Origin of the sequence: Acinetobacter sp. XH1741 (assembly GCF_041021895.1) — a bacterium.
Classification (GTDB): Bacteria; Pseudomonadota; Gammaproteobacteria; order Pseudomonadales; family Moraxellaceae; genus Acinetobacter.
This window is the reverse complement of the sequence record NZ_CP157428.1, coordinates 1080756-1102659: the sequence shown is the minus strand read 5'-3', so window position 1 is coordinate 1102659 and position 21904 is coordinate 1080756. Positions and strand designations below refer to the sequence as shown.

At 40.1% G+C, this 21904-nt stretch carries 23 protein-coding genes; all 23 read right to left on the bottom strand.

Going from position 1 to position 21904, the window contains the following annotated elements; all coding sequences use genetic code 11:
• Positions 1 to 19: 19 nt before the first annotated feature.
• Positions 20 to 445 (bottom strand): 3-hydroxylacyl-ACP dehydratase, encoded by a 426-nt coding sequence (locus ABLB96_RS05325; RefSeq protein WP_348895584.1) that lies wholly within the window; start codon positions 443 to 445, stop codon positions 20 to 22.
• A complete protein-coding gene (locus tag ABLB96_RS05320) occupies positions 445 to 1647 on the bottom strand; it encodes a beta-ketoacyl-[acyl-carrier-protein] synthase family protein (RefSeq protein WP_348895585.1) in 1203 nt (400 codons plus the stop codon). Before ABLB96_RS05320 ends, ABLB96_RS05325 begins: the two co-directional genes overlap by 1 nt.
• A complete protein-coding gene (locus ABLB96_RS05315) occupies positions 1644 to 2189 on the bottom strand; it encodes a DUF3261 domain-containing protein (RefSeq protein WP_348895586.1) in 546 nt (181 codons plus the stop codon). The genes ABLB96_RS05320 and ABLB96_RS05315 overlap by 4 nt, the downstream gene beginning before the upstream one ends.
• Before the next feature lie 2 nt (positions 2190 to 2191).
• Entirely contained in the window at positions 2192 to 3487 is a 1296-nt protein-coding gene (locus ABLB96_RS05310) for an NAD(P)/FAD-dependent oxidoreductase (RefSeq protein ID WP_348895587.1), read from the bottom strand.
• 30 nt (positions 3488 to 3517) lie between these two features.
• Complete coding sequence (locus ABLB96_RS05305; RefSeq protein WP_348895588.1) at positions 3518 to 5833, bottom strand: hypothetical protein; 2316 nt, start codon at positions 5831 to 5833, stop codon at positions 3518 to 3520.
• Positions 5808 to 6437, bottom strand: a complete 630-nt coding sequence (locus ABLB96_RS05300; RefSeq protein ID WP_348895589.1) for an outer membrane lipoprotein carrier protein LolA — start codon at positions 6435 to 6437, stop codon at positions 5808 to 5810. The genes ABLB96_RS05305 and ABLB96_RS05300 overlap by 26 nt, the downstream gene beginning before the upstream one ends.
• The gene (locus ABLB96_RS05295) at positions 6437 to 6865 is read right to left on the bottom strand and encodes an acyl-CoA thioesterase (protein ID WP_348895590.1); all 429 of its coding nucleotides are present in this window, start codon (positions 6863 to 6865) and stop codon (positions 6437 to 6439) included. The genes ABLB96_RS05300 and ABLB96_RS05295 overlap by 1 nt, the downstream gene beginning before the upstream one ends.
• Positions 6866 to 6874: 9 nt before the next feature.
• Positions 6875 to 8410, bottom strand: a complete 1536-nt coding sequence (locus tag ABLB96_RS05290; protein ID WP_348895591.1) for an aromatic amino acid ammonia-lyase — start codon at positions 8408 to 8410, stop codon at positions 6875 to 6877.
• A gap of 1 nt (position 8411) precedes the next feature.
• Positions 8412 to 9338, bottom strand: coding sequence for an acyltransferase (locus ABLB96_RS05285; protein ID WP_348895592.1), 927 nt, complete (start codon positions 9336 to 9338; stop codon positions 8412 to 8414).
• Between the two features lie 2 nt (positions 9339 to 9340).
• Entirely contained in the window at positions 9341 to 10081 is a 741-nt protein-coding gene (locus ABLB96_RS05280; RefSeq protein ID WP_348895593.1) for a glycosyltransferase family 2 protein, read from the bottom strand.
• Positions 10082 to 10083: 2 nt separating this feature from the next.
• Positions 10084 to 11742 (bottom strand): AMP-binding protein, encoded by a 1659-nt coding sequence (locus ABLB96_RS05275; protein ID WP_348895594.1) that lies wholly within the window; start codon positions 11740 to 11742, stop codon positions 10084 to 10086.
• 9 nt (positions 11743 to 11751) lie between these two features.
• Positions 11752 to 12306, bottom strand: a complete 555-nt coding sequence (locus ABLB96_RS05270; RefSeq protein ID WP_348895595.1) for a septation protein IspZ — start codon at positions 12304 to 12306, stop codon at positions 11752 to 11754.
• Positions 12303 to 12557, bottom strand: a complete 255-nt coding sequence (locus ABLB96_RS05265) for an acyl carrier protein (RefSeq protein WP_170318151.1) — start codon at positions 12555 to 12557, stop codon at positions 12303 to 12305. Before ABLB96_RS05265 ends, ABLB96_RS05270 begins: the two co-directional genes overlap by 4 nt.
• Positions 12558 to 12562: 5 nt before the next feature.
• Entirely contained in the window at positions 12563 to 12823 is a 261-nt protein-coding gene (locus ABLB96_RS05260; RefSeq protein ID WP_039250423.1) for a phosphopantetheine-binding protein, read from the bottom strand.
• A gap of 1 nt (position 12824) precedes the next feature.
• Entirely contained in the window at positions 12825 to 13628 is an 804-nt protein-coding gene (locus ABLB96_RS05255) for a lysophospholipid acyltransferase family protein (RefSeq protein ID WP_348895596.1), read from the bottom strand.
• Positions 13613 to 14227 (bottom strand): beta-ketoacyl synthase chain length factor, encoded by a 615-nt coding sequence (locus ABLB96_RS05250; protein ID WP_348895598.1) that lies wholly within the window; start codon positions 14225 to 14227, stop codon positions 13613 to 13615. The genes ABLB96_RS05255 and ABLB96_RS05250 overlap by 16 nt, the downstream gene beginning before the upstream one ends.
• Before the next feature lie 196 nt (positions 14228 to 14423).
• Positions 14424 to 15833, bottom strand: a complete 1410-nt coding sequence (der, locus tag ABLB96_RS05245) for a ribosome biogenesis GTPase Der (RefSeq protein ID WP_348895599.1) — start codon at positions 15831 to 15833, stop codon at positions 14424 to 14426.
• Between the two features lie 188 nt (positions 15834 to 16021).
• Positions 16022 to 17167, bottom strand: a complete 1146-nt coding sequence (bamB, locus tag ABLB96_RS05240) for an outer membrane protein assembly factor BamB (RefSeq protein ID WP_348895600.1) — start codon at positions 17165 to 17167, stop codon at positions 16022 to 16024.
• Positions 17167 to 17865 (bottom strand): tetratricopeptide repeat protein, encoded by a 699-nt coding sequence (locus ABLB96_RS05235; RefSeq protein ID WP_348895601.1) that lies wholly within the window; start codon positions 17863 to 17865, stop codon positions 17167 to 17169. The genes bamB and ABLB96_RS05235 overlap by 1 nt, the downstream gene beginning before the upstream one ends.
• A 28-nt stretch (positions 17866 to 17893) precedes the next feature.
• The gene (hisS, locus tag ABLB96_RS05230) at positions 17894 to 19186 is read right to left on the bottom strand and encodes a histidine--tRNA ligase (RefSeq protein ID WP_348895602.1); all 1293 of its coding nucleotides are present in this window, start codon (positions 19184 to 19186) and stop codon (positions 17894 to 17896) included.
• Positions 19183 to 20298 carry a flavodoxin-dependent (E)-4-hydroxy-3-methylbut-2-enyl-diphosphate synthase gene (gene ispG, locus ABLB96_RS05225; RefSeq protein WP_000572095.1) on the bottom strand — a complete coding sequence of 372 codons (1116 nt, stop codon included), beginning with the start codon at positions 20296 to 20298 and terminating at the stop codon, positions 19183 to 19185. The genes hisS and ispG overlap by 4 nt, the downstream gene beginning before the upstream one ends.
• A 21-nt stretch (positions 20299 to 20319) precedes the next feature.
• The gene (locus tag ABLB96_RS05220; protein ID WP_348895604.1) at positions 20320 to 21111 is read right to left on the bottom strand and encodes a RodZ domain-containing protein; all 792 of its coding nucleotides are present in this window, start codon (positions 21109 to 21111) and stop codon (positions 20320 to 20322) included.
• Positions 21102 to 21902, bottom strand: a complete 801-nt coding sequence (pilW, locus tag ABLB96_RS05215) for a type IV pilus biogenesis/stability protein PilW (protein WP_348895605.1) — start codon at positions 21900 to 21902, stop codon at positions 21102 to 21104. The genes ABLB96_RS05220 and pilW overlap by 10 nt, the downstream gene beginning before the upstream one ends.
• Between the last annotated feature and the right edge of the window lie 2 nt (positions 21903 to 21904).

The following is a 21904-nucleotide window of genomic DNA, read 5'->3' as shown; positions in this document are numbered from 1 at the left end:
TATTCCTAATTCTTTGTGGTTATTCAAATGGTGTTTCTGTTGGCTCAAATACGCTTAACGTTGCTTGAATACGGTGTTCAGCATATTGAATTTCACAGGAAAATTGCCCAAGTCCTTCATGAAAATATTGTTGTTCTATTTCAATGATCAATCGAGAACCCAAGGCGAAATAAGGAATAGGTAAATGTAATTTACGTGTTCCTAGTAAAAATCCGACTTTTGGCGCTTGTTTTAACTGTTGACCTTGCCAGCCAGAATAGGCACTAATGGTTTGCGCCATAATTTCAATGCTTGCCCACGTTGGTAAACCTTCTGCGTCACAGAACATAAGCTCAGGTGTAATGGTTAGCTCAGCTTGTGCTCGCCCTTCTGCAACCTCAGTTAAATGGTCAATAAATACCATAGGCTGCTCATGAGGAATATATTGAATTGCCTCCAATTTCATCAGGGCTTCACTCCAAAAACAAGACTAATATTACTTCCCCCAAAAGCGAAAGAATTACTCATCACATAACGTATAGGTTGTTTTAGTTCAGTATTTTGCACATAGTTTTGGTCAGCCAAATCCTGATCAATCTCAACATGTCGATGCAATGGCAACCAGCTTTGATCTTTTAAAACCTGCTCACAAATAAACGCTTCTATAGCACCAGCTGCACCAAGACAATGTCCAGTTTTATGCTTGGTACTACTTAAAGCGACTTGATAATTACCAAAGACTTGTCGTACAGCTTTTATTTCCATGGCATCGTTTTGGGGAGTTGCAGTTCCATGAAGGTTTAAATAACCAATATCGTGTGCAGATATATTTGCCATCTCCAATGCCCTCGTCATAGCAATAGCAGCACCGTTACCTTCCGGATGCGGAGCAGAAATATGCCATGCATCCATTGATTCTCCAGCACCCATTAACATGACTGGGGTTTGCTCTTTAGTGAGCAAAAAGAAAGCTGCGGCTTCACCAATATTAATACCATCACGCCCAACCCCACATGGCTGACAAATATCACCAGATAAACTCTCTAGGCTATTAAATCCATTTAATGTGAGTTGGCACAAAGTATCGACACCACCAACAAGTACTGCATCAGCTAAATCTGCGTGTAACAAACGCTGCCCAGCAGCCATTGCTTTAGCACTTGAGGAACAGGCTGTGGAGATGGTATATGCGGGCCCTTCCCAGTTTAAGTACTGTTGTAAGGCCTTTGCTAAACAACTCATTTCCTGACGTCGGTGAGAAATCAATTGCTGAGTTTGCCCTTCAAAATATTGCTTAAGCAACAATTCGCTATCAGAAATACCAGAAGTAGAGGTTCCAACGACTATGGCTAAACGTTCTGGTGAAAATTTCTCTGTATAACTTTTTAGTCCAGTTTCAATTTTTTCTAAAGCAGTCAGAGCAAATCTTAAATTACGAGAATCGACAGACTGTAAGGCATCGGGTACTTTTGAACATAACGGATATCTATATTGTCCCACCCATACAGAACAATCGCTGATTAAATCATTGCGCAAACTTAAAGTTTGCTGAGACTGACCTAATGCTTGTTTGAGTTGCTCAGGTTCACAACCTAATGCAGATAAACCGACACTGAACTTTATACCGACTGCCATTTGAGCAGAATTGTTTATAGATGAATCGCTCATGGTGTACTGCTTTTTTGAGGCTGCAAGGTATTTTCAATCGAACTTAGCGTCATGCTATAAGGAACTTGCTGATTACGTAACTCGACGCTTCCTTGACCTTTTTTGATCTGTAACACAGGTTGATTATCGATATAAACCACTTGATTATCAGCCTGTTGTTTCATTTCTACCGCTTGTTGTCCTAAGCTCGAAAATTTTGGGTAAGTTGCAAATAAAAGATCACGTACCACAAATTCAAAAGGTAATAAGCACATTTGGTCAATACGCTGCTCTACATGAACTCGTTGCCCATCAAACTGTAGTTTAAACAGCTGTTGTCCAGTCAGGCTCAAAGCGACCATATCCAGTACAGTTCCTTGCTGTTGTTGATAAAGCAAAAAACTAAAACTTTGTTGTTTCCACTGAACTTCAACCTGGTCTTGCCTTTGATAGGCTTGAGTCTGCCATAAGGGGCTTTGTAAACCTTTAGCATGTGGCATCACTTGGCAGCCTGTAAAACATAGGCAACTACCAAGTAATAACATCATCCATTTGCGCTGCATGCTTATACCTCTAATACCTGCTCTTGCGTTAAGCCTTCACGACAGTATTCTGCTAGGGTGCTAAGTCTACGTTTGGCATTCTTATGAATTGGGTTTTTTTCATCCCATGCATAACCTGCCAGTAATGAAGAAATCATACGGCGAATGCCATCATTCTGATTTTGCGAGAACACCACTTCTTGAAATTCACCTTCGTACCATGACTCAACATAGGCACGAAACACCTGAATACCACGGCGTAATGGTTTTTCATACTCTTGCAACCAGTCTACCTGTTCACCTTGCAAAACACGCTCAACCAAAGGTACAGCCAAGCTGGAAGATTTTAACGCGATAGTCACACCTGATGAAAATACTGGGTCAAGAAACTCACCCGCATTTCCTAAAAGTGCATAGTTGCGGTCTGCCAAATGCTTAACATTTGCAGAATAGCCCACCAAAGTACGTACAGGTGTATCAAATTTAGCCTGATGTAGTACATGCGACAAGCTTGGTTCGTCAGCTAAAATGCGTTTGAACATTGCTTCTGGCTCATTATCCGCAGCATTATCAACTGTGTATTTGTCAAAGAAATCTTGTTCTGCAACTACACCAAAAGAGGAGCGACCATCAGCAAATGGAATTAACCAATACCATGCACGGTGGTCTTTTTCATGTACAGTAATTAAAATCTTATTACGGTCAAACTCTAAATCATCAGCAATACCATCTTCAATATGAGCAAATAGCGCACGACGTACCGGAAAGTTTGACGGACTCTCTAAATCTAACAATTTTGGCAAAATTCGACCAAACCCACTCGCATCAAGTAAGAACTTGGTTTGAATTTGATAGCTTTGCTTATTTTCATCTAATACCGTAAGTACAGGCTGTTCTGGTGCTACATCTACATCTAAAACTTCATGTCCAAAACGCAGGTCTGCCCCATAAGCGTGAGCTTGTTTGGCCAGCAAATTGTCAAAATCAGCACGGCGAACCTGCCAAGTCGTCCCTGGCCCGTCTGTAAATTTTTCAGTAAAGTTATAAAAACTGCGCTGTTTACCACGCAAAAAGGCAGCCCCATTTTTAAATTGAAATGCATACTGCTCAACGTGATCGCGAACTGTTTCTAGTAAGCCAGCCTCTTCTAAAAACACCATAGATTGCGGTAGTAATGACTCACCAATTGAAAACCGTGGGAAATACTGCTTTTCCAAAACCGCGACTTTATAGCCTTTTTTTCGAAGAAGTGCCGCAGCAGAACTTCCTGATGGCCCAGCCCCAATAATCACTACATCAATTTTTTCTAAAGTGCTCATAGCACGACTTTCCTTTTTAATTTATTCAAATTATGAATGGTCTTTTAAATTCACAATATGTTCTTCATCTGCTGGAGTAAATAACGTCGCATAGATAAATGAGAAAACCACCCCAAATAAAACCGTTAAACCAAAACAGTGAATTGCATACGTATGGCTAAATGAAAGTAATCCAAAGCCAAGTAAGGTCGACATCATACATAAAAATAACGCCATTCCAACTACTTGTGGATGACTATGCCCATGTCGATAAAAAATTGCATAATCGACACCAATCCCAATTATCAGGAAAGTACCCATAATACTAAACAAGTTAATTTCTACACCTAACCAGGCCTGAACAGCAAAAGTGCTCAATAACGCCAAACTCACAGGCAGAACTAAAGGCACAATCGAACTTAGCCCATAAATAACGGCTAAGCCTACTGTTAACCCAATTAAGGCATAAATGAGCAGATGCTGAGCTTGTATTCTATGTTCAGCAAACATTTGCGACATCGTTGTAATCGGTTGCTGAAAATGTACATATTGGGTTTGTAGCCCTTTTAAAACTTCTGGATGTTTTATTCCTGTCACCATCACCAAGCGTTCATTCGCTTGTAGTTGTAAAAATGCCAAAGGGTGATCTTTAAATACGGCGAAATCCAATAAGGGTTGTTTCGCTAGCTGCTGTTGCCATTGCAATACATCAGCTATATTTAACCCCATACTTTGCGCATATTGTTTTAAAGTCGAGCGCGGAATACTTTGTAATAACTGTACATTATGTTGCTGCTGAACCAACGGTGGTATCCACTGTCCCAAAGCTTGAAATGCAGAAATTTCGCCATTTGCCTGCAACTGCTGCAACTGCCTAATGAGTTGTTGCTCACGTTGCTGCATTTCACCCGCAGAGGCCGCTTTTACTACAAAATAATCACTGCCTTGTTGTTGTCCAAATTGTTCGCGTACAGCTTGATCTTGCTGTTTCAAACTCACATCCATACCTTGCAAATTACGAATATCATCGTTTGTTTTAAGGTAGAAAAGACTAATGGTGCCTGCAACTAAAATAGCCGCTATCAAGCTATAACGTATTTTTGCACGTTGCTGAAACCATAGTCGTGTTTGACCTATCCATGACAAAGTACGTATAGCTGGCTGAGCATTAAGTGCAGGTAATCTTGGCAACAAAAGCACACTACTTATCCAAGCCGCAATTAATCCGACAATTGAAAATACAGCAATCTGCCTAAACCCGGGAAATGGCGTAAAACTCAAAAAGACATAAGCCACTAAAGTGGTCATTAAGCCCATAAACAGACTAGGTAACAGGGGTTTTAAAATCTGGAAACCACCGAGCTTGCGATGCTGTGATTGCATTGCCATAAAGTAAAAAGAAAAATCGACACAAACCCCAATCAAACTCGCACCAAATACTAAAGTGATGAGATGAATTTCCCCAAATACCCAGTGAGTCACTGCAAATGCAACAAAGCTTCCCGTCGAAACAGCAATAAATTCTGTTGCCATAGGACGTAATGAACGGAAACCAAACCACACCAGAAAAATCAGACCTAATGTGGAACCAATACCAATGGTGGAGATTTCCTCTTTAGCTGATTGCGTTCCAAAATTTGTAAATAAAATCGTTCCCGTCCAATGGGAATTTAGCCCCATTGCAGCTAATTTTTGCTTGGTCTGCTCAATCCAGTTTGATACTTGTTCTTGATAATCAATATTGTATGGGCTTTGAGTTAACTGTAATACAAAAAGTCGAGAAAGCCCCTGATCATGATGAATCGTCGCAAAACCTTGTTCCATTTCAATATTTTGTTGTGATGGCTTTGCCAATTGCATGGCATAGCGAGGAAACAAAAGTAATGGATCTTGCTTAAGTGATTCTGCTGTCACAGGTAGGCCTGGACTCATCATCTGCATTAAGCTTTGTTCGCTAAGTGCCGAGTAGTCTTTTTTTTGTAATAGCTGTTGATCTTGCTCACTCAATAAACCTACCCGATGTTGATAGAGTTGCTTTGCAAATTGATCAAAATCAAGCTGCGGTTTCAAAGGTTGCCATAATGCACTGCTTTTAGCTTGTACCATTAAAAAATCGGTTGCGTGCTTTATCGCAGACTCATCTTTGGCATCAACAACAACAAACACTTTATTGTTGAGCTGCTCATTCATATATTGCTGAGTACGCGCGAGCTGTGGGTCCTGTTGCATTTTGGGCAATAGCGCAAAAATATCCGTTTGAATATGAATATCTTTTTGAAGCCACGTTACACCCAAACCCACAGCCATTAGCAAGAGCGCAATTAACCACAGGACAGTAAATTTATTTTGCCAATTGGAAAAGCGCATGCTCGGTAGCCATTAAAGTCGTCGGTTGAGAAGTCTGGTGACTAAAGCGAATTGTGGTCTGATTATTGGCTTTTTCAGTAATCAAAATTTGATTTACATATTGCTGCCCTTGAGCATCCACACGCACAAACAATTTTTTAAATAAGCTACTTTTTGGCGTTAAACTAATATTCCAACCCGCTGGACTGTAGTTTGCGCTAACCACATTAAAGTTCTTCACCAAGGCTTGTTCATTACCTGACATTAGCTGTAAAAAGAGTGTTGCAACAGAACTATAAGGTGATTGATTAATTTGAATCTGGCTAAATGTTCGCTGGGTTTTTTGTACCAGTTTCGTTGGAGTAACAATTAAATCTGCCTGTACCGGACGTTTGATTTGCCATGCGACACCATAAGATTTTGCAAATAATAAAGAACCATTCGATACAAAAGTTTTATTTAAAGATGGTAATTTCTTTTGCTGCTCGAAATCAGCACGGACAATCGGTGTTTGTGCCAACTGCTGAAAAATCTGTGTCACTTCTGTCGACGCTGCAAAAACAGTACTCAAGCTGCCCATCCAAACCGTGAGGCCTATCCCTAAAGTTTTAATAAATTTAGACATCATGCTCCCCTCGTTGGTTGGAACTCAGACCATGCATTTAAACGTTCAAATAAAACCGGAGGTGACTGAAGGCACATTTCACGGTTTGCAATATTTACAGCAACCTGTGTGGTATAACCTTTGGTTAAACGCTTTCCAGACTCAGCATCAAAAATCAGATAATCTATTTTTAAACGGTTTTCCCATTCTTTTAAAATAGCCCGAACCCGAATCTTTTGTTCAAACTCAATGCCATATGCATAGCGAACATGACTTTCTATCACAGGCCATGCATAACCAGATTCTTTCATTTGCATATAGTTGTAATGAAATTGATCAAGCAATTTACAACGTGCAATCTCAAAATACTTTAAATAGTGTCCATGCCAAACCACATTCATGGTATCAACATCATGAAATGGAATCTCAATGATTACATCCGCATGCATTCGCTCACCTTATCCCATAAATTCTGTTTGATTAAACAACTCAAGTTGGTCTAAACGATCAACAATCTGTTGTAATTCGGTTTGTAATGGTCGATCTTCTTCAACAAATGCAAAGCTTTGTAAGGTCCATTGCATAAAGGCTTGTAATGCTGGGCTTAACTGTGCTGTTAAACCTTTCAAATGAATCGCCTGTACACTTGCGCAGCACAGCGCTGCAATCACTTGCTGCGTCAAGGTAATCACACGACTTGCATCACGTGCAGCAATGGTTCCCATACTGACTTTGTCTTGATTATGACATTCGGTTGAACGTGAAAAAATTGAAGCAGCTAAAGTATTTTTTAGAGCCTCGGCGGTCCACGCTGATACTCCGATTTGTACAGCTTTAAAACCATGATTCAGTGGTAAACGTTCAGCCGTTGCACCTGTTAAATTACGCGGTAAACCATGATTCATTTTATGATCGACCAACTGTGCAATTTGTCTATCCATCAAGTCGGCAATATTGGCAATCATAATTTTTAAGCTATCCATCGCCTGTGCAATGTGTCCACCGTAGAAGTGACCACCATGCAATACACGCATTCCGACTGGATCAATTAATGGATTGTCGTTACTCGAATTCAGCTCATTTTCAATAAACTGACGTAACCATACTTTTGAGTCTTCAAAAACACCAATAATATGCGGTGCACAGCGCAATGAGTAACGATCTTGCAAACGAGGGCTTTGATGTGCTGTTTGTACTTCACTGTTAAGCCAATCACGTAATTGCTTTGCAATTTGCTGCTGCCCCGGATGTGGCTTTTGTGCAAACAGTACTTCATCGAAATGACTTGGATTACCTTCCAACGCCAACACGTTTAGCGCTGTAATCAAAGTACTTGCAAGAGCAATTTGCTCAGCTTTTTTATAGTTTAAACATGCAATTGCCGTCATCACCGCAGTACCATTCATAAGGGCCAAACCCTCTTTCGGTCTGAGCGTTAAAGGCTGTAACCCTTTTTCGGCATATACCTGAGCAACCGGAACAATTCGTCCATCGACATAAACATCACGCTCGCCAACTAAAGTTCCTGCAATGTAAGACAAAGGTGTTAAGTCCCCGCTTGCTCCTACCGAACCTTCAGAGGGAATAACTGGAATCACATTTTCATTTAGCAACCAAACTAAGCGTTCAAGTAATGCGATTGATACACCCGAATAACCACGTGCCAATGAACATAATCGAGTAGCAACAACTGCACGTGCGGTGATCACATCAAGATTTTCACCTAAACCACAGCCATGAAAACGAGAAAGATGTAGCGGTAATTCATTGACCTGATGTAATGGAACTTCAACTAAACATGAGTCACCATAACCTGTCGTTACTCCGTAAATTACCCCTTCCTCTGCAAGTAACTGATCAAGAAAATCAGCTCCTTTTTGAATGAGCTCACGCCACTCAGAAGAAGTAGGCAAAGTAACCTGGCATTCACCTCTCGCTACAGCAACAACATCTTCAATGCGAAGTGGCTGTTCCCCTACGGTTAACACATGCATGTTATTTCGTCCAAAAATTATAAAAATTAAACCACTGGTAAGGAGCCCGCACACAATGCTGCTCTAATACATTTACATAGGTTCGAGTCACACTCTGCATACTTTCAATACGTTGCGCACGCGGTAAATTCACCTGCTCTGAAATCAGATGGATATGCACTTGAAATTGTTGCTGCATGCGATAACAAAATACGGCAATCACTGGCACTTTAAGCAAATTTGCCAAAATCCATGCACCTTGTGGAAATGCAGCATTCTCCCCTAAAAACTCTAGCTGTTGTACTCGGTCTGACTGCACAGGCACTCGGTCTGCCGCGACAATGACCCACTCGCCTTGTTGCATTTTGTCTTGTAGCAACATAGCCGTTTCAATACCGAGTTCATCGACCGATAAAAGACAAACATCTGCTTTATCATTTATTTTTTTTAGAAAATCATTAAATTTTGTTGCATGTTTTTGATAAACCAACACATTAATTTTTTGTGGATGGTCTGATTTTATTGCACGGAGCAACTCAATATTACCAAAATGCGAGACAACAATGAGAGCGCCCTTTTGGTAATGCTGATGGAAATATTCATGTCCAAAAATTTCTAGATTTTGTTCTGGAATATTGCCAAGCCACCCCTCAATCTTATCTAAAATACATTCACCGAACTGCATAAAATGAACATAGCTATTTCCTAAAGTCGGCTCATGTGTAAATGGAGAGTTAGCTCCCGCAAAACGATGTAACTTTCTTAAATAGAGTAGTGAAGCTTGTCTTGCTGTGACTGCAAATAACCAGTACCACATAATGACGAAGTACAACACCAGTTTACATAACCAGCGTCCACCAAAACGATAAAACCAAAGCATTAACATTAATGGCAACATGCCACCACGCTCTTTAATATCATTCCATTTTGGAGAAGCTGACTGAGTCATGGTTAACCTTGCAGCTTATGTTTTAATAGTTTCGGCAAACGGATGAGCATTCCCATAAATAGACTTGCGTGTGCCTTACTTATTCCTAAGTTATCTCGCCAAGCATGAAAATGGGAAATACCCTGCTCTGGGTAAATCACTGCTGTCGGGACATTAATAAAAGGTATATTTTCCCATTTTAACCGCACTAAAATTTCACTATCAAATCCCATACGCGGTTGGAATTTAGCGCTATCCAATACCTTTATCGTGCTCTCGAGCGGGTACACTCGGAACCCACACATACTGTCCTTAATTTCAAACGACAAACTATTTAACCACACCCAAAAGTGAGTAATGTAACGCCCATATAAACGTTTTTTAGGAATAGAAGCATCGAAATATGGCTGACCAATAACCATCGCATCTGGATGCTGCCCAGACTGTTCCAGAAATTTTGGAATGTCATCCCAGCAGTGCTGACCATCTGCATCAAGTTGTAGTGCATGACTTAAACCAAGCTCATGTGCTGTGCGTAATCCAGTCATTACGGCTTGGCCTTTCCCTTTGTTTACCTCATGCTCGATTAAATGTATTTGTGGATACTGCTCTGCCAAAGCTCTTAAAATTTGGCTACACGTATCATCACTTCCATCATTTACCAACACAATCGGCAGATGAAAACCATCCAACTTAGCAATCAAGTCTGCTAAGAAATATGGATGATTATAAACTGGGACAACAAAGCCATAGTTAGTCTGCATTTCTAACCCTCTACTTCCGTTTGCAAAGCAAATAATAGTCGTCCTGAAGCCAAAATCTGTTCTGAATCACGTAATTCAAAACTTACCTTATGCTCTTTTCGAGAAAATTTGAGTTGCACGACAGCATAAGGACAAATGAGATTTTGGAATTTTAACTGCTCATACCCTTGGCACCAATTTAAATCGGACCAAATTGATTTAGCAAAATGTTGTAAAAACCCTATTTGTCCCACCCCTGGATAAATAGGTTGGTTTGGAAAGTGGCCTTTAAAACATACTAACTCGGGCGGAAACTCAAGGCTAAAAATATAGTCATCTGCACTTTGAGTCTGGGATAGCACAACAGGTTGCAACATCGGCTTGAATAGCATTTTTAAATAGTTTTTATCGAGTTTAGACTGTGTATTTTGCGGTAGCTGACTTAAAAAACGCCATTGACGTGGAATTGCTAAAGTTTCTAAATGATCTTTCAACTGATATTTTAAATGACCAACAAAAACTGCCTTACTCTGTTTTTGCAACTGCTCACGAGCCTGCTCTGTCAAAACCACAATACAACCCAGCATTTGTCGATGCTCATGCTCAAATACCAGTACATGACACTGTTTAACTTCGTCTAAGGCTTGAATACTTTGTTCAATCGCATCTAGACTCAAACGCTTTTCTTCAAGCTTAATAATTCGATCTGTACGCCCTAAAAGCTGAAAGCTTTTGCATATATTATCTGCCCATTCGGCACGGTCACCTGTGGTAATCCAATTATCTTCATAAGCATGATTACTTTTGACCATCAGTTGATGATCTTCAATACGAATAGCCACATTCGCAAAAGGTGTCCACACATCATCATCTTTACTACGATGAGCAATGCCACCCGTTTCCGAACTTCCTAAAACTTCAATGATTAAGCAATTTACTAAAGGCCGGACACCACTTTCCAGTTTACCACCGGAGCTAAAGACCATTTGACATTGTTGTAAAACTACATCGGTTGTCCAACGTTTTAATAAAGCTGGACTTGAAATCAAATAATTGCTTAATTCCAATGTTTTTAATTGCTTTTGAACCTGTACAACATCTTCAGGATAAGCAACTTGCGGTATATAAAAACAACGTCCAGTTGCAAGTGGTAAAAGTAACTTAAACAGTAATCCATAAATATGTTGATGGCTCACCGTTGCAATAGCTATAGCATCATTTTCAAAAGCAAAGCTTTGACTTAAGCCTTGTACCTCATTAAGTAATTGTTTTAAGGTTCTTGGGATTCTTTTTGGCTGCCCTGTTGAACCTGATGTATAAAAATAGAGTTGTGCCTGCTCTAAAAAGGCATCATCCAACGTTAAAGATAAGGGAGCAATTGACTCAGCATTTTGGCGCTTTAAAAAATAAATATGCTGTGCTGCAAAATCTTGTTCTAATTCACGCACTCGATTTGGTGGTAACAGCACTTGTTTTTTAGCTAATAATGCCGCAAACAATAAAACCAGAAATTCGTAGCTATCAGTTTCCCATAAAGCCCATGTTAAATTTTCTATTTGAGCAATTGCAGCAGCTTGTAAAGCTACATCCTGCCAAAAATGATGAAAGCTGATTGAGTTCAGAGCATTGTCTAAGCAAAGTGGCTGAACCGAATCGATGAATTTCTGAAAATGACACTGCATAATTTTGAATTAGTGATTTGAAGAATGTAAACGCTGATGTCTTTTGCGCAAAATAAATTCGCCTAGGAATAACATGCCCATCAGCACATAAGAAATAAAACCATTATAAATGACCCAAATTTGAGTCGAAGTAAAAAAAACCGTAATTAATGCAATTAATGCATTACATAAAAAGAAAACGCACCAGACTTTTGTAACCTGCCTGGTCCAATGAACACCTGATGGTGGTAAATCAGGTTCAACCAAGCGAGCAAAACGCTCAATCATAGAAGGAGGTTTAATTAAGGTGAATGCAAAAATACCTAAAGCACCTAAACTCATCCCAACTGGATAAAGCTTTAACCATGCATGATCATGTAGTAGTAAACTTAAGCCACCACAAATAATAGCAAGGCTGGTTAAAGGCCATAAAAGGTGATTACCTTTACTCAATAAACGTAAAACACCTAGCCCAATAAGTAATACACTTACCCAGACAAATTGTCCGTGCGATAAACTCCAGCCAACAATAAAGGGATACAACACAAAAAGTGCTGTAATTATCCCTTTAATCAAGATTTTCATTCAGCAGTCATATTCTGAATAACAGTCACAACATCTAATACAGTTCTTACATTTTTAAAGTCTTCAGGTTTTACTTGCTTACCCGTCAACTCCTTAATCTTAACCACTAAATCGACTGCATCGATACTGTCTACGTCTAGATCTGAATATAAGTTTGAATCTAACTGTACAGACTCAGGTTCGATTTCAAATAAGTCTTCCATCCATTCACGGAGTTTTGCCAATACTTGTTCTTGAGATAACATCATCACACTCCTTATGCTTGCTGCTGCGCTTCGACCAACGCAACCAAACTTTGAACTGATTTAAAGTGCTGTTTGGTCTCATCCGATTCTGCACTTAAATGGATGTTGTAACGTTTTTTCAAAGCAAGCCCTAACTCAAGGGCATCAATCGAGTCTAATCCTAAACCTTCTCCAAATAATGGAGCTTCTGTATCAATATCGGCAATAGTAATATCTTCTAGTGCTAAAACATCAATAATCATTTGCTTTAGTTCATCAGCAAGATTGCTCATTTTAAGATAACTCTTCATCAAAAATTTTGTAAAAACTGCGACTTAACTCACGAACTTGTTTAGGTCCTACCGTTAAATCTTCTAATAGATCTTTTACATACACTGCATCTAGTACCTTCACTTCTATATGAAATGGTCGAGATGGTACGTGATACCATTTTTCATTTTTGGTTAATGTAGATGGAGCACATGTAATCACTACTGGGCGAATTGGTACATTTGCACGAATGGCAATATTTGCTGCACCTCGCTGAAACTCATTTAGAGTCACCCCTTTTTCAGTCCGAGTACCTTCCGGAAAGATCAAAAGAGAAGCGGCATTATCCTCTTTTAGCCGAGAAACACAATCCTCGACAAACTGCTTAGAACCAGCATTTAAAATATAACCTGCACTTTGTACTGGTCCTTTAGTAAAAGGATTCGTCCAAAGAGATTGTTTCACCACACAATTAGCTTGCTGCATCATACCAATTAGTACTACAACATCAATTAAAGTCGGATGGTTGGCAATCACAAGTTCTTGGCGACTATTTTCTAATTTTTCCAAGCCTTCTACTGAATAGGTCATAATCCCAAGCTTAACCATCATTTCAGTAAAGCCTTTAAAACTATGCTTAATTATACTTTGTGCATATTGTTGGCGTTTTTCTGGATCTGATGTGGTCACTTTCAATGCAGGTGCAATGACTGCCGCAATTGCCATCCCACCTATACCAAAACTTGCAAAACTAAAACCTGTAGCAGCTACACGCCAACAATAATTACTTTTTTGCTTTAGATTTTTAAGATTTAGCATTTCTTCCACCCATATTCAGACATAGAAAGATCAGCACTTTGCCAAAACCGAGAAAATGCCAAACCATCTAATTCATCTGTAGGTGACCATTCAGTAAACTGTAAATTAGGCTGATCTAAACTTACTAAAGCAGCCATTGCATAGGCAGGAAAATCAATAGACTCACTATAAATTTTAGGTAGCGGCTCATCGTAAGCAACAACTAAAACCTGTTGAATAGCCGGTAAAGCTTTTAATGCAGCATACGCTTCTATTAGACCTTCGGTCCATGAACAACTTAAACTAGTAGACGGGGTATCATCCTGACATAAAATAGAATATAAACCAGATATCGCATTATGAACTGAGGTAGAGAACTGCGTAGGAGATGGTGTTTGACCTTGCAGAACATCTTGCAATATTCCTAATGTTTTAGCCTCATCACCATAACGTGATACCCAAACAATATAATCCACACGTTGCCCATCTAATGCGCTAATTGCACTATTGAGTGCTAATTTAGCTAAAGATGACAGACGCCTTCTTTGCATAGAGGGAATACACTCAAGTGCCGCATAGGAAGGTTGGGCATGTGTAAGCGTTAACTGGGCAAGATGTAATGTTACCATGCTAAAAAAGAACCTTAAGCAGCATTATTCTTTCGGAATATAGATTATTTTATAAAAAAACGGATTATAGCATTCGTTATGAAATTTACAAAAAATTACGTTTATCATTCACACTTTTGCATAAATCTTTGATCTGTCTTAATTCTTTGTAAAAAAAGCCCAAAGAAGACTTTGGGCTTTTTTACATTTATACAGATTAACGGTTAAATTTCTTTTCCGCTTTTTTGAATTTCTGAATATAACGACGACGACGTGCAGCAGTACGCTCATCAATTTGGCTCTTACGACCTTCAAATGGGTTTTCAGAGGTTTTAAAGTCAATACGAACTGGCGTACCTTCAAGTTTATACACTTTACGGAATACGTTTTCTAAGTAACGGCGATAGTCTGCAGGTGTTTTATCAACCTTATTACCATGGATTACAATAGTCGGTGGGTTCTGTCCGCCCATATGCGCATAACGCATTTTAATACGGCGGCCGCTAATCATTGGTGGTTGATGTGCTTCTGTCGCATCACTCAAAATTTGAGTCAATTTAGCTGGTGATACTTTTAAGTTTGCAGACTCATAAGCACGGTGGATAGAAGGATATAACTCACCTACCCCTGTTCCATGCAGTGCAGAAATTAAATGGATTTTTGCCCAAGGAATAAAGTCAAAACGGCGCTCAACGTCAAGCTTACACTGCTTGCGGTCATATTCAGACATGTTGTCCCATTTGTTGATCGCAATAACCATGGCACGCCCAGCTTCAAGCGCATAGCCAATTAAATGTAAGTCTTGCTCAACAATACCTTCGCGTGCATCAACCACAACAACTACAACGTGCGCATCTTTCATTGCTTGTAAAGTTTTCACGATTGAGAACTTCTCAATCATTTCATCAACTTTACCTTTACGACGCACACCTGCTGTATCGATTAATGTGTATTTACGACCTTCACGCTCAAATGGAATATAAATAGAGTCACGAGTTGTACCCGGTTGGTCAAATGCTACCACACGGTCTTCACCAAGTAGGCGGTTTACTAATGTTGACTTACCAACGTTTGGACGACCAATAATCGCTAAACGTAAGCCCGTATCTCTGTCATGCTCTTCCGGATTTTCATCTTCTGGAACTTCTGCAAGTACGTCTTCCAGCATTTGCTGTACGCCACGACCATGGCTCGCCGCAACTTGTAATGGTTCGCCCATACCAAGCTTGTAAAACTCAACGAGAGCGGCTTCAGCATGAACACCATCTACCTTGTTCGCAACAAGATAAATTTTCTTACCTAATGTACGAAGTTCACGGGCAATCTGCTCATCAGAAGCTAACAATCCAGCACGAGCATCAACCACAAAAATAATAATATCTGCTTCGTTAATCGCTGTTTTTGACTGCTCGGCCATGTAGTTATCGATGCCGCCTTCACTTTCACCGATACCGCCAGTATCAACGACAATGAACGACTTATTTTGATAAGTCGCATCACCATATTTACGGTCACGAGTCAGACCCGCGAAGTCGGCTACAAGTGCATCACGACTCTTGGTAATCTGGTTAAATAACGTTGATTTTCCGACATTCGGACGACCAATGAGCGCAATAACGGGTTTCATACAATAACCTTAATTCAAGACCAGCCATATCTCATGGCTTGAGCATTAGAAACAATACAGGAGATATATTTTAAGGTCAGATATGACCATAATAAAAGACGGGGCTTTGAACTGATTTAATTCAAACACCCCGATATTTTTTAACAGCGTAATTTGTTAAGCGGCTATTTTAGCACAAGCGAACGAAATTAACGATTCTGCCAAATACTTAAATCGCCTTTTCGGGTCGAAACGTAAAGTTGGTTCTCAATAACACGTAATGTATTAACCTCACCACTTGTCTTCGAACGACCTATTAGCTTACCTGTTGCCGGGTCAATAAGATGTAAAACACCATCCAAATCACCCACAATTAAGTCTTGGCCTAACACAACAGGATTACTTAAATGACGATTTAAGAGACTTTCATTTTCCCAAAGCTTTTCGCCTGTAGATAAATCATAAGCAGTCAACTTACCATCAGCTGATGAGACAAATACTTTATTGTCATAAACTTCTGGACGCTTCGTGCTGCTTGAGTCTTCACTCCAAACCACACGTTGAGAAGCAATATCAGTAACAGTTACTTGCCCTTGGAAGCTCGTTGTAACCATGAGCTGACCTACAACAACTGGATCGCCATCAATATCAATCAGACGCTGAATATCAGAGCGACCTTCACTTACAGCAACACGACGTTGGAAACGAGGAATACCGCTAATAATATCAATCGCATAAACATATGCATTTGCTGAAGCAATTAACACAGTACGCGAATCAAGACTTACAGGTGATGGTTGACCGCGCAAACTGAACTGAACATTTGGTAATTTATATGCCCAAACTTGTTGTCCTGATGATGCATCATGTGCAAATACAGTACCGTCGTTGGCAATCGTAATCACACGTCCAGACTGAACTAAAGATGGACTTAATAATGCACCAGATAATTGTGCTGTCCATTTTTGCTCGCCTGTCGCTTGATCTAAAGCAAATAACTGACCCTTACTGTTACCAACAACCACAATACCTTCAGCGGCTTCAACACCAGAGCTCAAGCCTAGCTTACTCACTTTTTTCTCCCAAACACGTTGTTTACCGCGATATGCAGCAACTTCGCCTTTAGGGTCAAGCGTAAAAACGACGCCATCACTAGCATCAAGTTGTAAACGTAATGGATCTGCCTTATTCGTAGAAGAGACACTGCGCGAAAACACGGGTACTAAAGTCTTTTTCGACTCAGTCAATTTCGGTAGTGGATTTGGTTTTGGTTCTTTTACTTTGTTGCTAGAACATCCCACCAGTACAGCCGATGCGATTGCAATTGCCAAAGGCAGTTTGAATTTCTGATTCATTAAGACTCTTCCACCTGTGTTTCCAAAATTGGGCGCTCAATCTGTGGATCTTCAACTAAAACGCCAACACTTTCGAGTTTAATTTGTAAAATTTGTCGCTCTTGTTTACGTTCCAGTAACGAATCCCATGCAGCTTGATACGCTTTTTTAGCAGAATCAATATCTTTCTTCGCAACAAAGATATCACCACGTAACTCTTCTACTGTTGCTTTGAATGCCGGATCGACATTACCAGACAATGTTTTTAGAGCTTCATCATATTTGTTTTGCGCTAATTGTGCATCTGCCAAACGCAATTTTACAACTTGAATCAATCCGTCATCTTTTACTTTTGCATTTTCAACTCTCTTCAGTGCTTTTTCAGCAGCAGCATAATCTTGCTTTTCATAAGCAAGCTTTGCCAACACGAATTGAGTTTGTATCGCTTGAACTGAATCAATATCATCTTTTACAACTTTATCTGCCGAAGCTGTTACTGAAGCTAAAGCATTTGGATTATCAGCTGTTGCATTCGCCTCATCCATTAACTGCTGTACTTTTGCAGTTTGTGTTTGGCTTGTTGCAAGATTTCTTTTTTGCCAATATTCCCACCCAAAAAAGGCAATCAATGCAATGAGAATCCCGCTAATCATGGCAGAACCATATTTTTTGGCGAACGACTTTAAGCTGTCGAATTGTTCTTCATCACTTAAGCTCATGTGATTGTCCTTTTCCAGATGTTTCAGTTTATTTTGTAAATTTTTCAATTAAGAATGGTACGAGTTCAGCTAAGGCAACTTGTGTCTGCTCAGCTGTTGCTAACTCTTTGATAGCAAGCTGCTGTGCTTCCCATTCACGCTCACCTAAAATCATGGCGTAAACAGCCCCAGCCTGATCAGCTTTTTTCATCTGACTCTTCATGCTGCCTTGTGAACCCGTTTTAATGCGAACATTGCTATTAGCAGCTTCTAACTGATCACGTAATTGCTCTGCCAAAACCAATGCTTTAGCTTGATAAGCAGGTTCTGCAACCAAGAAAACTTCACAATCGCGTACAGTTTCAGCTTGTTCAACTTGCTCAAGTAGAAGCAATAAACGCTCCATCCCCATTGCAAAACCAACAGCAGGAACAGACTGATCAGCTTTACCTTTTAACTGCCCAACCAGACCATCATAGCGACCGCCTGCACATACTGTGCCTTGTGAACCTAAAGCTGTCGTTGTCCACTCAAAAACAGTTTTATTGTAGTAATCTAGACCACGTACCAATTTTTGGTTAATTACAAATTTAACGCCAGCAGCAGTCAAATAATCTTGTAATTGCTGGAAGTGGCTTAAACTGTCTTCTTTTAAGAAGTCATGTAGTTTCGGCGCGTTTTCCAGAATTTTCTGGGTCGATTCAATTTTAGAATCTAAAATACGTAATGGGTTAGTCGTTAAACGACGCTGTGAATCTTCATCCAGAGCATCTTTATGTTCATTTAAGAACGTAACCAACGCGTTACGGTATTCTGTACGCTCATCTGTTTCACCCAAAGTATTCAACTCAAGCTGAACCATGTGATCAACGCCCATACGTTTCCACAAACGAGCTGTCAACAGAATTAGTTCTGCATCGATATCAGGAGTCGCTACACCAAAAGTTTCTACACCGAACTGATGGAACTGGCGGTAACGACCTTTTTGTGGTTTTTCATAACGGAACATAGGTCCCATATACCACACACGCGGCGTAGCACCACGCAACAAGTTATGTTCAACCAACGCGCGAACACAACCTGCTGTACCTTCTGGACGTAAAGTCAGTGATTCAGGTGGGTTTCCTTTATCGAAGAACGTATACATTTCTTTTTCAACGATATCGGTTGCATCACCAATAGCACGTTTAAACAGTCCCGTTTGTTCAACGATCGGCAAACGAATTTGTTGATACCCATAAGCATCCATTAACGATGCTAAATGCTGCTCGAGACGTCTCCACGCTGCTGTTTGCGTTGGTAAAACGTCATTAAAACCTTTGATTGCGACAATTGAACTCATGATGAACTACGAATAATTTCTTTAGATTTAGCTTCTTCAAGCTCTTGAACACGTTGACGAACCATAGTTTCGATTTCATCAACCAATTGATTGGTATCAATTAAATGGCTTTTTTCACCATTACGATAAACCAATGAGCGAGGCGCAGCCCCGACAACCCCAATATCTGCTTCTTTTGCTTCACCTGGGCCATTTACTTTACAACCAATGACCGAAACGTCCATTGGTGTACGTATATCTTCCAAACGCTCTTCTAAGGCTTGCATCACCTGAATTACGTTAAACTCTTGGCGAGAGCAACTTGGGCAAGCAATAAAGTTAATACCGTTAGAGCGTAGACCAAGCGATTTTAAGATATCAAAACCAATTTTGATTTCGTCCTCAGGTTCAGCAGCAAGCGAAATACGCATGGTATCGCCAATGCCTTCCATCAATAATCCACCAAGCGCGATTGCTGACTTCACAGTACCAGTACGGTAAATACCTGCTTCGGTTACGCCTAAATGTAATGGATTGTCAATTTGCTGAGAGAGTAAGCGGTAAGCATCCATGGTTAAAAACACATTTGATGCTTTGACACTAACTTTAAACTCATGAAAATCAAGACGGTCTAAAATATCAATATGACGTAAAGCTGACTCAAGAAGTGCCTGCCCTGTAGGCTCGCCATATTTTTTCTGTAAATCTTTTTCTAGAGAACCCGCATTCACACCAATACGCATGGAAATACCGTGATGACGTGCAGCAGCAACGACTTCACGAACTTTCTGGTCTGAACCGATATTACCCGGGTTAATACGCAAACAGTCTGCGCCATAGTCTGCAACTGCCAAAGCAATTCTATGGTCAAAGTGAATATCAGCCACTAATGGAACTGAAACACGTTTACGGATCGCACCAAACGCTTCAGCAGCCTCCATAGAAGGCACTGAAACACGCATAATATCTGCACCTGCATCAACACAACGCTCAATCTGAGCCACAGTTGCATCGACATCGCAAGTTTCGGTATTTGTCATACTTTGCACGCTAATAGGTGCATCGCCACCGACATAGACCGAACCAACACGAATTTTACGTGTTGGTCGACGTTTAATTGGGTTCTCTATCATTGTATCGCTCAACTCATGGTATTAGCGGGATAAACGGAATTCAGCTTTACCGTTTACCGTATATGGAGACAATGAAATCTGTTCTTGGTTTAGACTTAATGACACAGCTGTTGCATCATCAAGACGAATCTGGAATGGAGACTCACCATTTAAGGTTAAAGTGGATGCCTGACGACCCGTTGCTAAAACCTTTCCTGTTGCATCTACAATATGAACAGAAGTTGGACGGTTAAAGTTTAACACCAATTGATCGCCCGCTGTTGCAGAGTCATTTCCCTTCATAGGTAAAACTTCAACATTAGACTGATTTGCTTTTGGCATATCAGCATCTTCTTTATTTGAAGTCCACTTTTGAACACCCATCACGATTAATGACACGACAGCAATAATCAAAATCGCAAGCAACGCACGCTTTAACCATTTTTTGTTACGGTCACTATTAGAACCGGGTAGTTTACCCATGATTTTAATTGGTGAATTGTTTAAAGCATGATTTGGCAAAAGTCCTGTATCGTTTGCATAAATCTCATCAAAACGCTGGATAATTGCAGTTGCATCAGCATTTAAATACTTCGCATAAGAACGATAATAACCTTTGATAAAAGTTGCTTCTGGCAAAGATTTATAATCGTCTTGCTCTAACGCACTCAGCGTTTTAAGCGGCATATTTAAATCAGAAGATACTTGCTCTAATTCTTTTTTCTGAGAAACACGAATTTGACGTAAATACTCACCAGGACGTTGAATATTTCCTAAAGCAGAAGTCGGTAAGCTTGAGCCAGTTGGCTGCTGTGAATTAGGATTTATTTCCATACGGCCTCAGTACTATACTGTAATTGCAAATAACGTTGATATTCTGGACTTTCCGGGAATAAAGCACGTAACTGGTTTACTAAAACTTGCATTCCCATTTTATCCGCATTGGCTCGAGCCACTCTTAAACCAATCCAAAGTGCGCGTGCACCCTGATTTTTCTGCCCCACTGTATGAACGTATTGCTCATACATTTGTGTAGCAGCCGGAATCTGCTGCTGCAAATAAAAAATTTCTGCTAACTCTAACATTGAAATGTAGGAATCGCGGTTAGCAAGAAGCGCTTGTTTGAATGTTTTTTCAGCACTCGCAATATCGCCTAACTTTAAATAAATCCGTCCTAGATTTTCTAAAGCCTGATAGCGTTGGTCATAGCCTAATGTTGCACCAGCAATACGAAATTGCTCGATGGCATCATTATAACGCTCCATTTGATACAAATACGTACCATAATTATTACGCGCCTGAGCATTGTCTGGCTCAGAAGAAATTGCACGTTTAAAATAATGTTCTGCTTTTTCTAAATTGGGTTTACTGCCTTCTTGTTGCAATAAAATACCCATCATCATATTTGCTGTTGCGTCACGACTCTCGATACTTAGAGCTTGGTCAAGGGACCGTTTTGCAGAGTCCAAGTCACCAGAACGAATGTATTCAGCAGCAAGCTGCGTACGCACCTTAACTGCTTTTTCTGGGTCCTTTTTAAGCGTTGGCGACGTCTGACAACCACTTGCCAGAAATGCAACAGCAACCCCCATACATAACATGATCTTTAACTTCGGAGTACTCAAAG

Coding starts and splice junctions, on each gene's coding strand:
- ABLB96_RS05325 (WP_348895584.1), bottom strand. CDS start 445: ATGAAATTGGAGGCAATTCAATATATTCCTCATGAGCAGCCTATGGTA.
- ABLB96_RS05320 (WP_348895585.1), bottom strand. CDS start 1,647: ATGAGCGATTCATCTATAAACAATTCTGCTCAAATGGCAGTCGGTATA.
- ABLB96_RS05315 (WP_348895586.1), bottom strand. CDS start 2,189: ATGCAGCGCAAATGGATGATGTTATTACTTGGTAGTTGCCTATGTTTT.
- ABLB96_RS05310 (WP_348895587.1), bottom strand. CDS start 3,487: ATGAGCACTTTAGAAAAAATTGATGTAGTGATTATTGGGGCTGGGCCA.
- ABLB96_RS05305 (WP_348895588.1), bottom strand. CDS start 5,833: ATGCGCTTTTCCAATTGGCAAAATAAATTTACTGTCCTGTGGTTAATT.
- ABLB96_RS05300 (WP_348895589.1), bottom strand. CDS start 6,437: ATGTCTAAATTTATTAAAACTTTAGGGATAGGCCTCACGGTTTGGATG.
- ABLB96_RS05295 (WP_348895590.1), bottom strand. CDS start 6,865: ATGCATGCGGATGTAATCATTGAGATTCCATTTCATGATGTTGATACC.
- ABLB96_RS05290 (WP_348895591.1), bottom strand. CDS start 8,410: ATGCATGTGTTAACCGTAGGGGAACAGCCACTTCGCATTGAAGATGTT.
- ABLB96_RS05285 (WP_348895592.1), bottom strand. CDS start 9,338: ATGACTCAGTCAGCTTCTCCAAAATGGAATGATATTAAAGAGCGTGGT.
- ABLB96_RS05280 (WP_348895593.1), bottom strand. CDS start 10,081: ATGCAGACTAACTATGGCTTTGTTGTCCCAGTTTATAATCATCCATAT.
- ABLB96_RS05275 (WP_348895594.1), bottom strand. CDS start 11,742: ATGCAGTGTCATTTTCAGAAATTCATCGATTCGGTTCAGCCACTTTGC.
- ABLB96_RS05270 (WP_348895595.1), bottom strand. CDS start 12,306: ATGAAAATCTTGATTAAAGGGATAATTACAGCACTTTTTGTGTTGTAT.
- ABLB96_RS05260 (WP_039250423.1), bottom strand. CDS start 12,823: ATGAGCAATCTTGCTGATGAACTAAAGCAAATGATTATTGATGTTTTA.
- ABLB96_RS05250 (WP_348895598.1), bottom strand. CDS start 14,227: ATGGTAACATTACATCTTGCCCAGTTAACGCTTACACATGCCCAACCT.
- der (WP_348895599.1), bottom strand. CDS start 15,833: ATGAAACCCGTTATTGCGCTCATTGGTCGTCCGAATGTCGGAAAATCA.
- bamB (WP_348895600.1), bottom strand. CDS start 17,167: ATGAATCAGAAATTCAAACTGCCTTTGGCAATTGCAATCGCATCGGCT.
- ABLB96_RS05235 (WP_348895601.1), bottom strand. CDS start 17,865: ATGAGCTTAAGTGATGAAGAACAATTCGACAGCTTAAAGTCGTTCGCC.
- hisS (WP_348895602.1), bottom strand. CDS start 19,186: ATGAGTTCAATTGTCGCAATCAAAGGTTTTAATGACGTTTTACCAACG.
- ispG (WP_000572095.1), bottom strand. CDS start 20,298: ATGATAGAGAACCCAATTAAACGTCGACCAACACGTAAAATTCGTGTT.
- ABLB96_RS05220 (WP_348895604.1), bottom strand. CDS start 21,111: ATGGAAATAAATCCTAATTCACAGCAGCCAACTGGCTCAAGCTTACCG.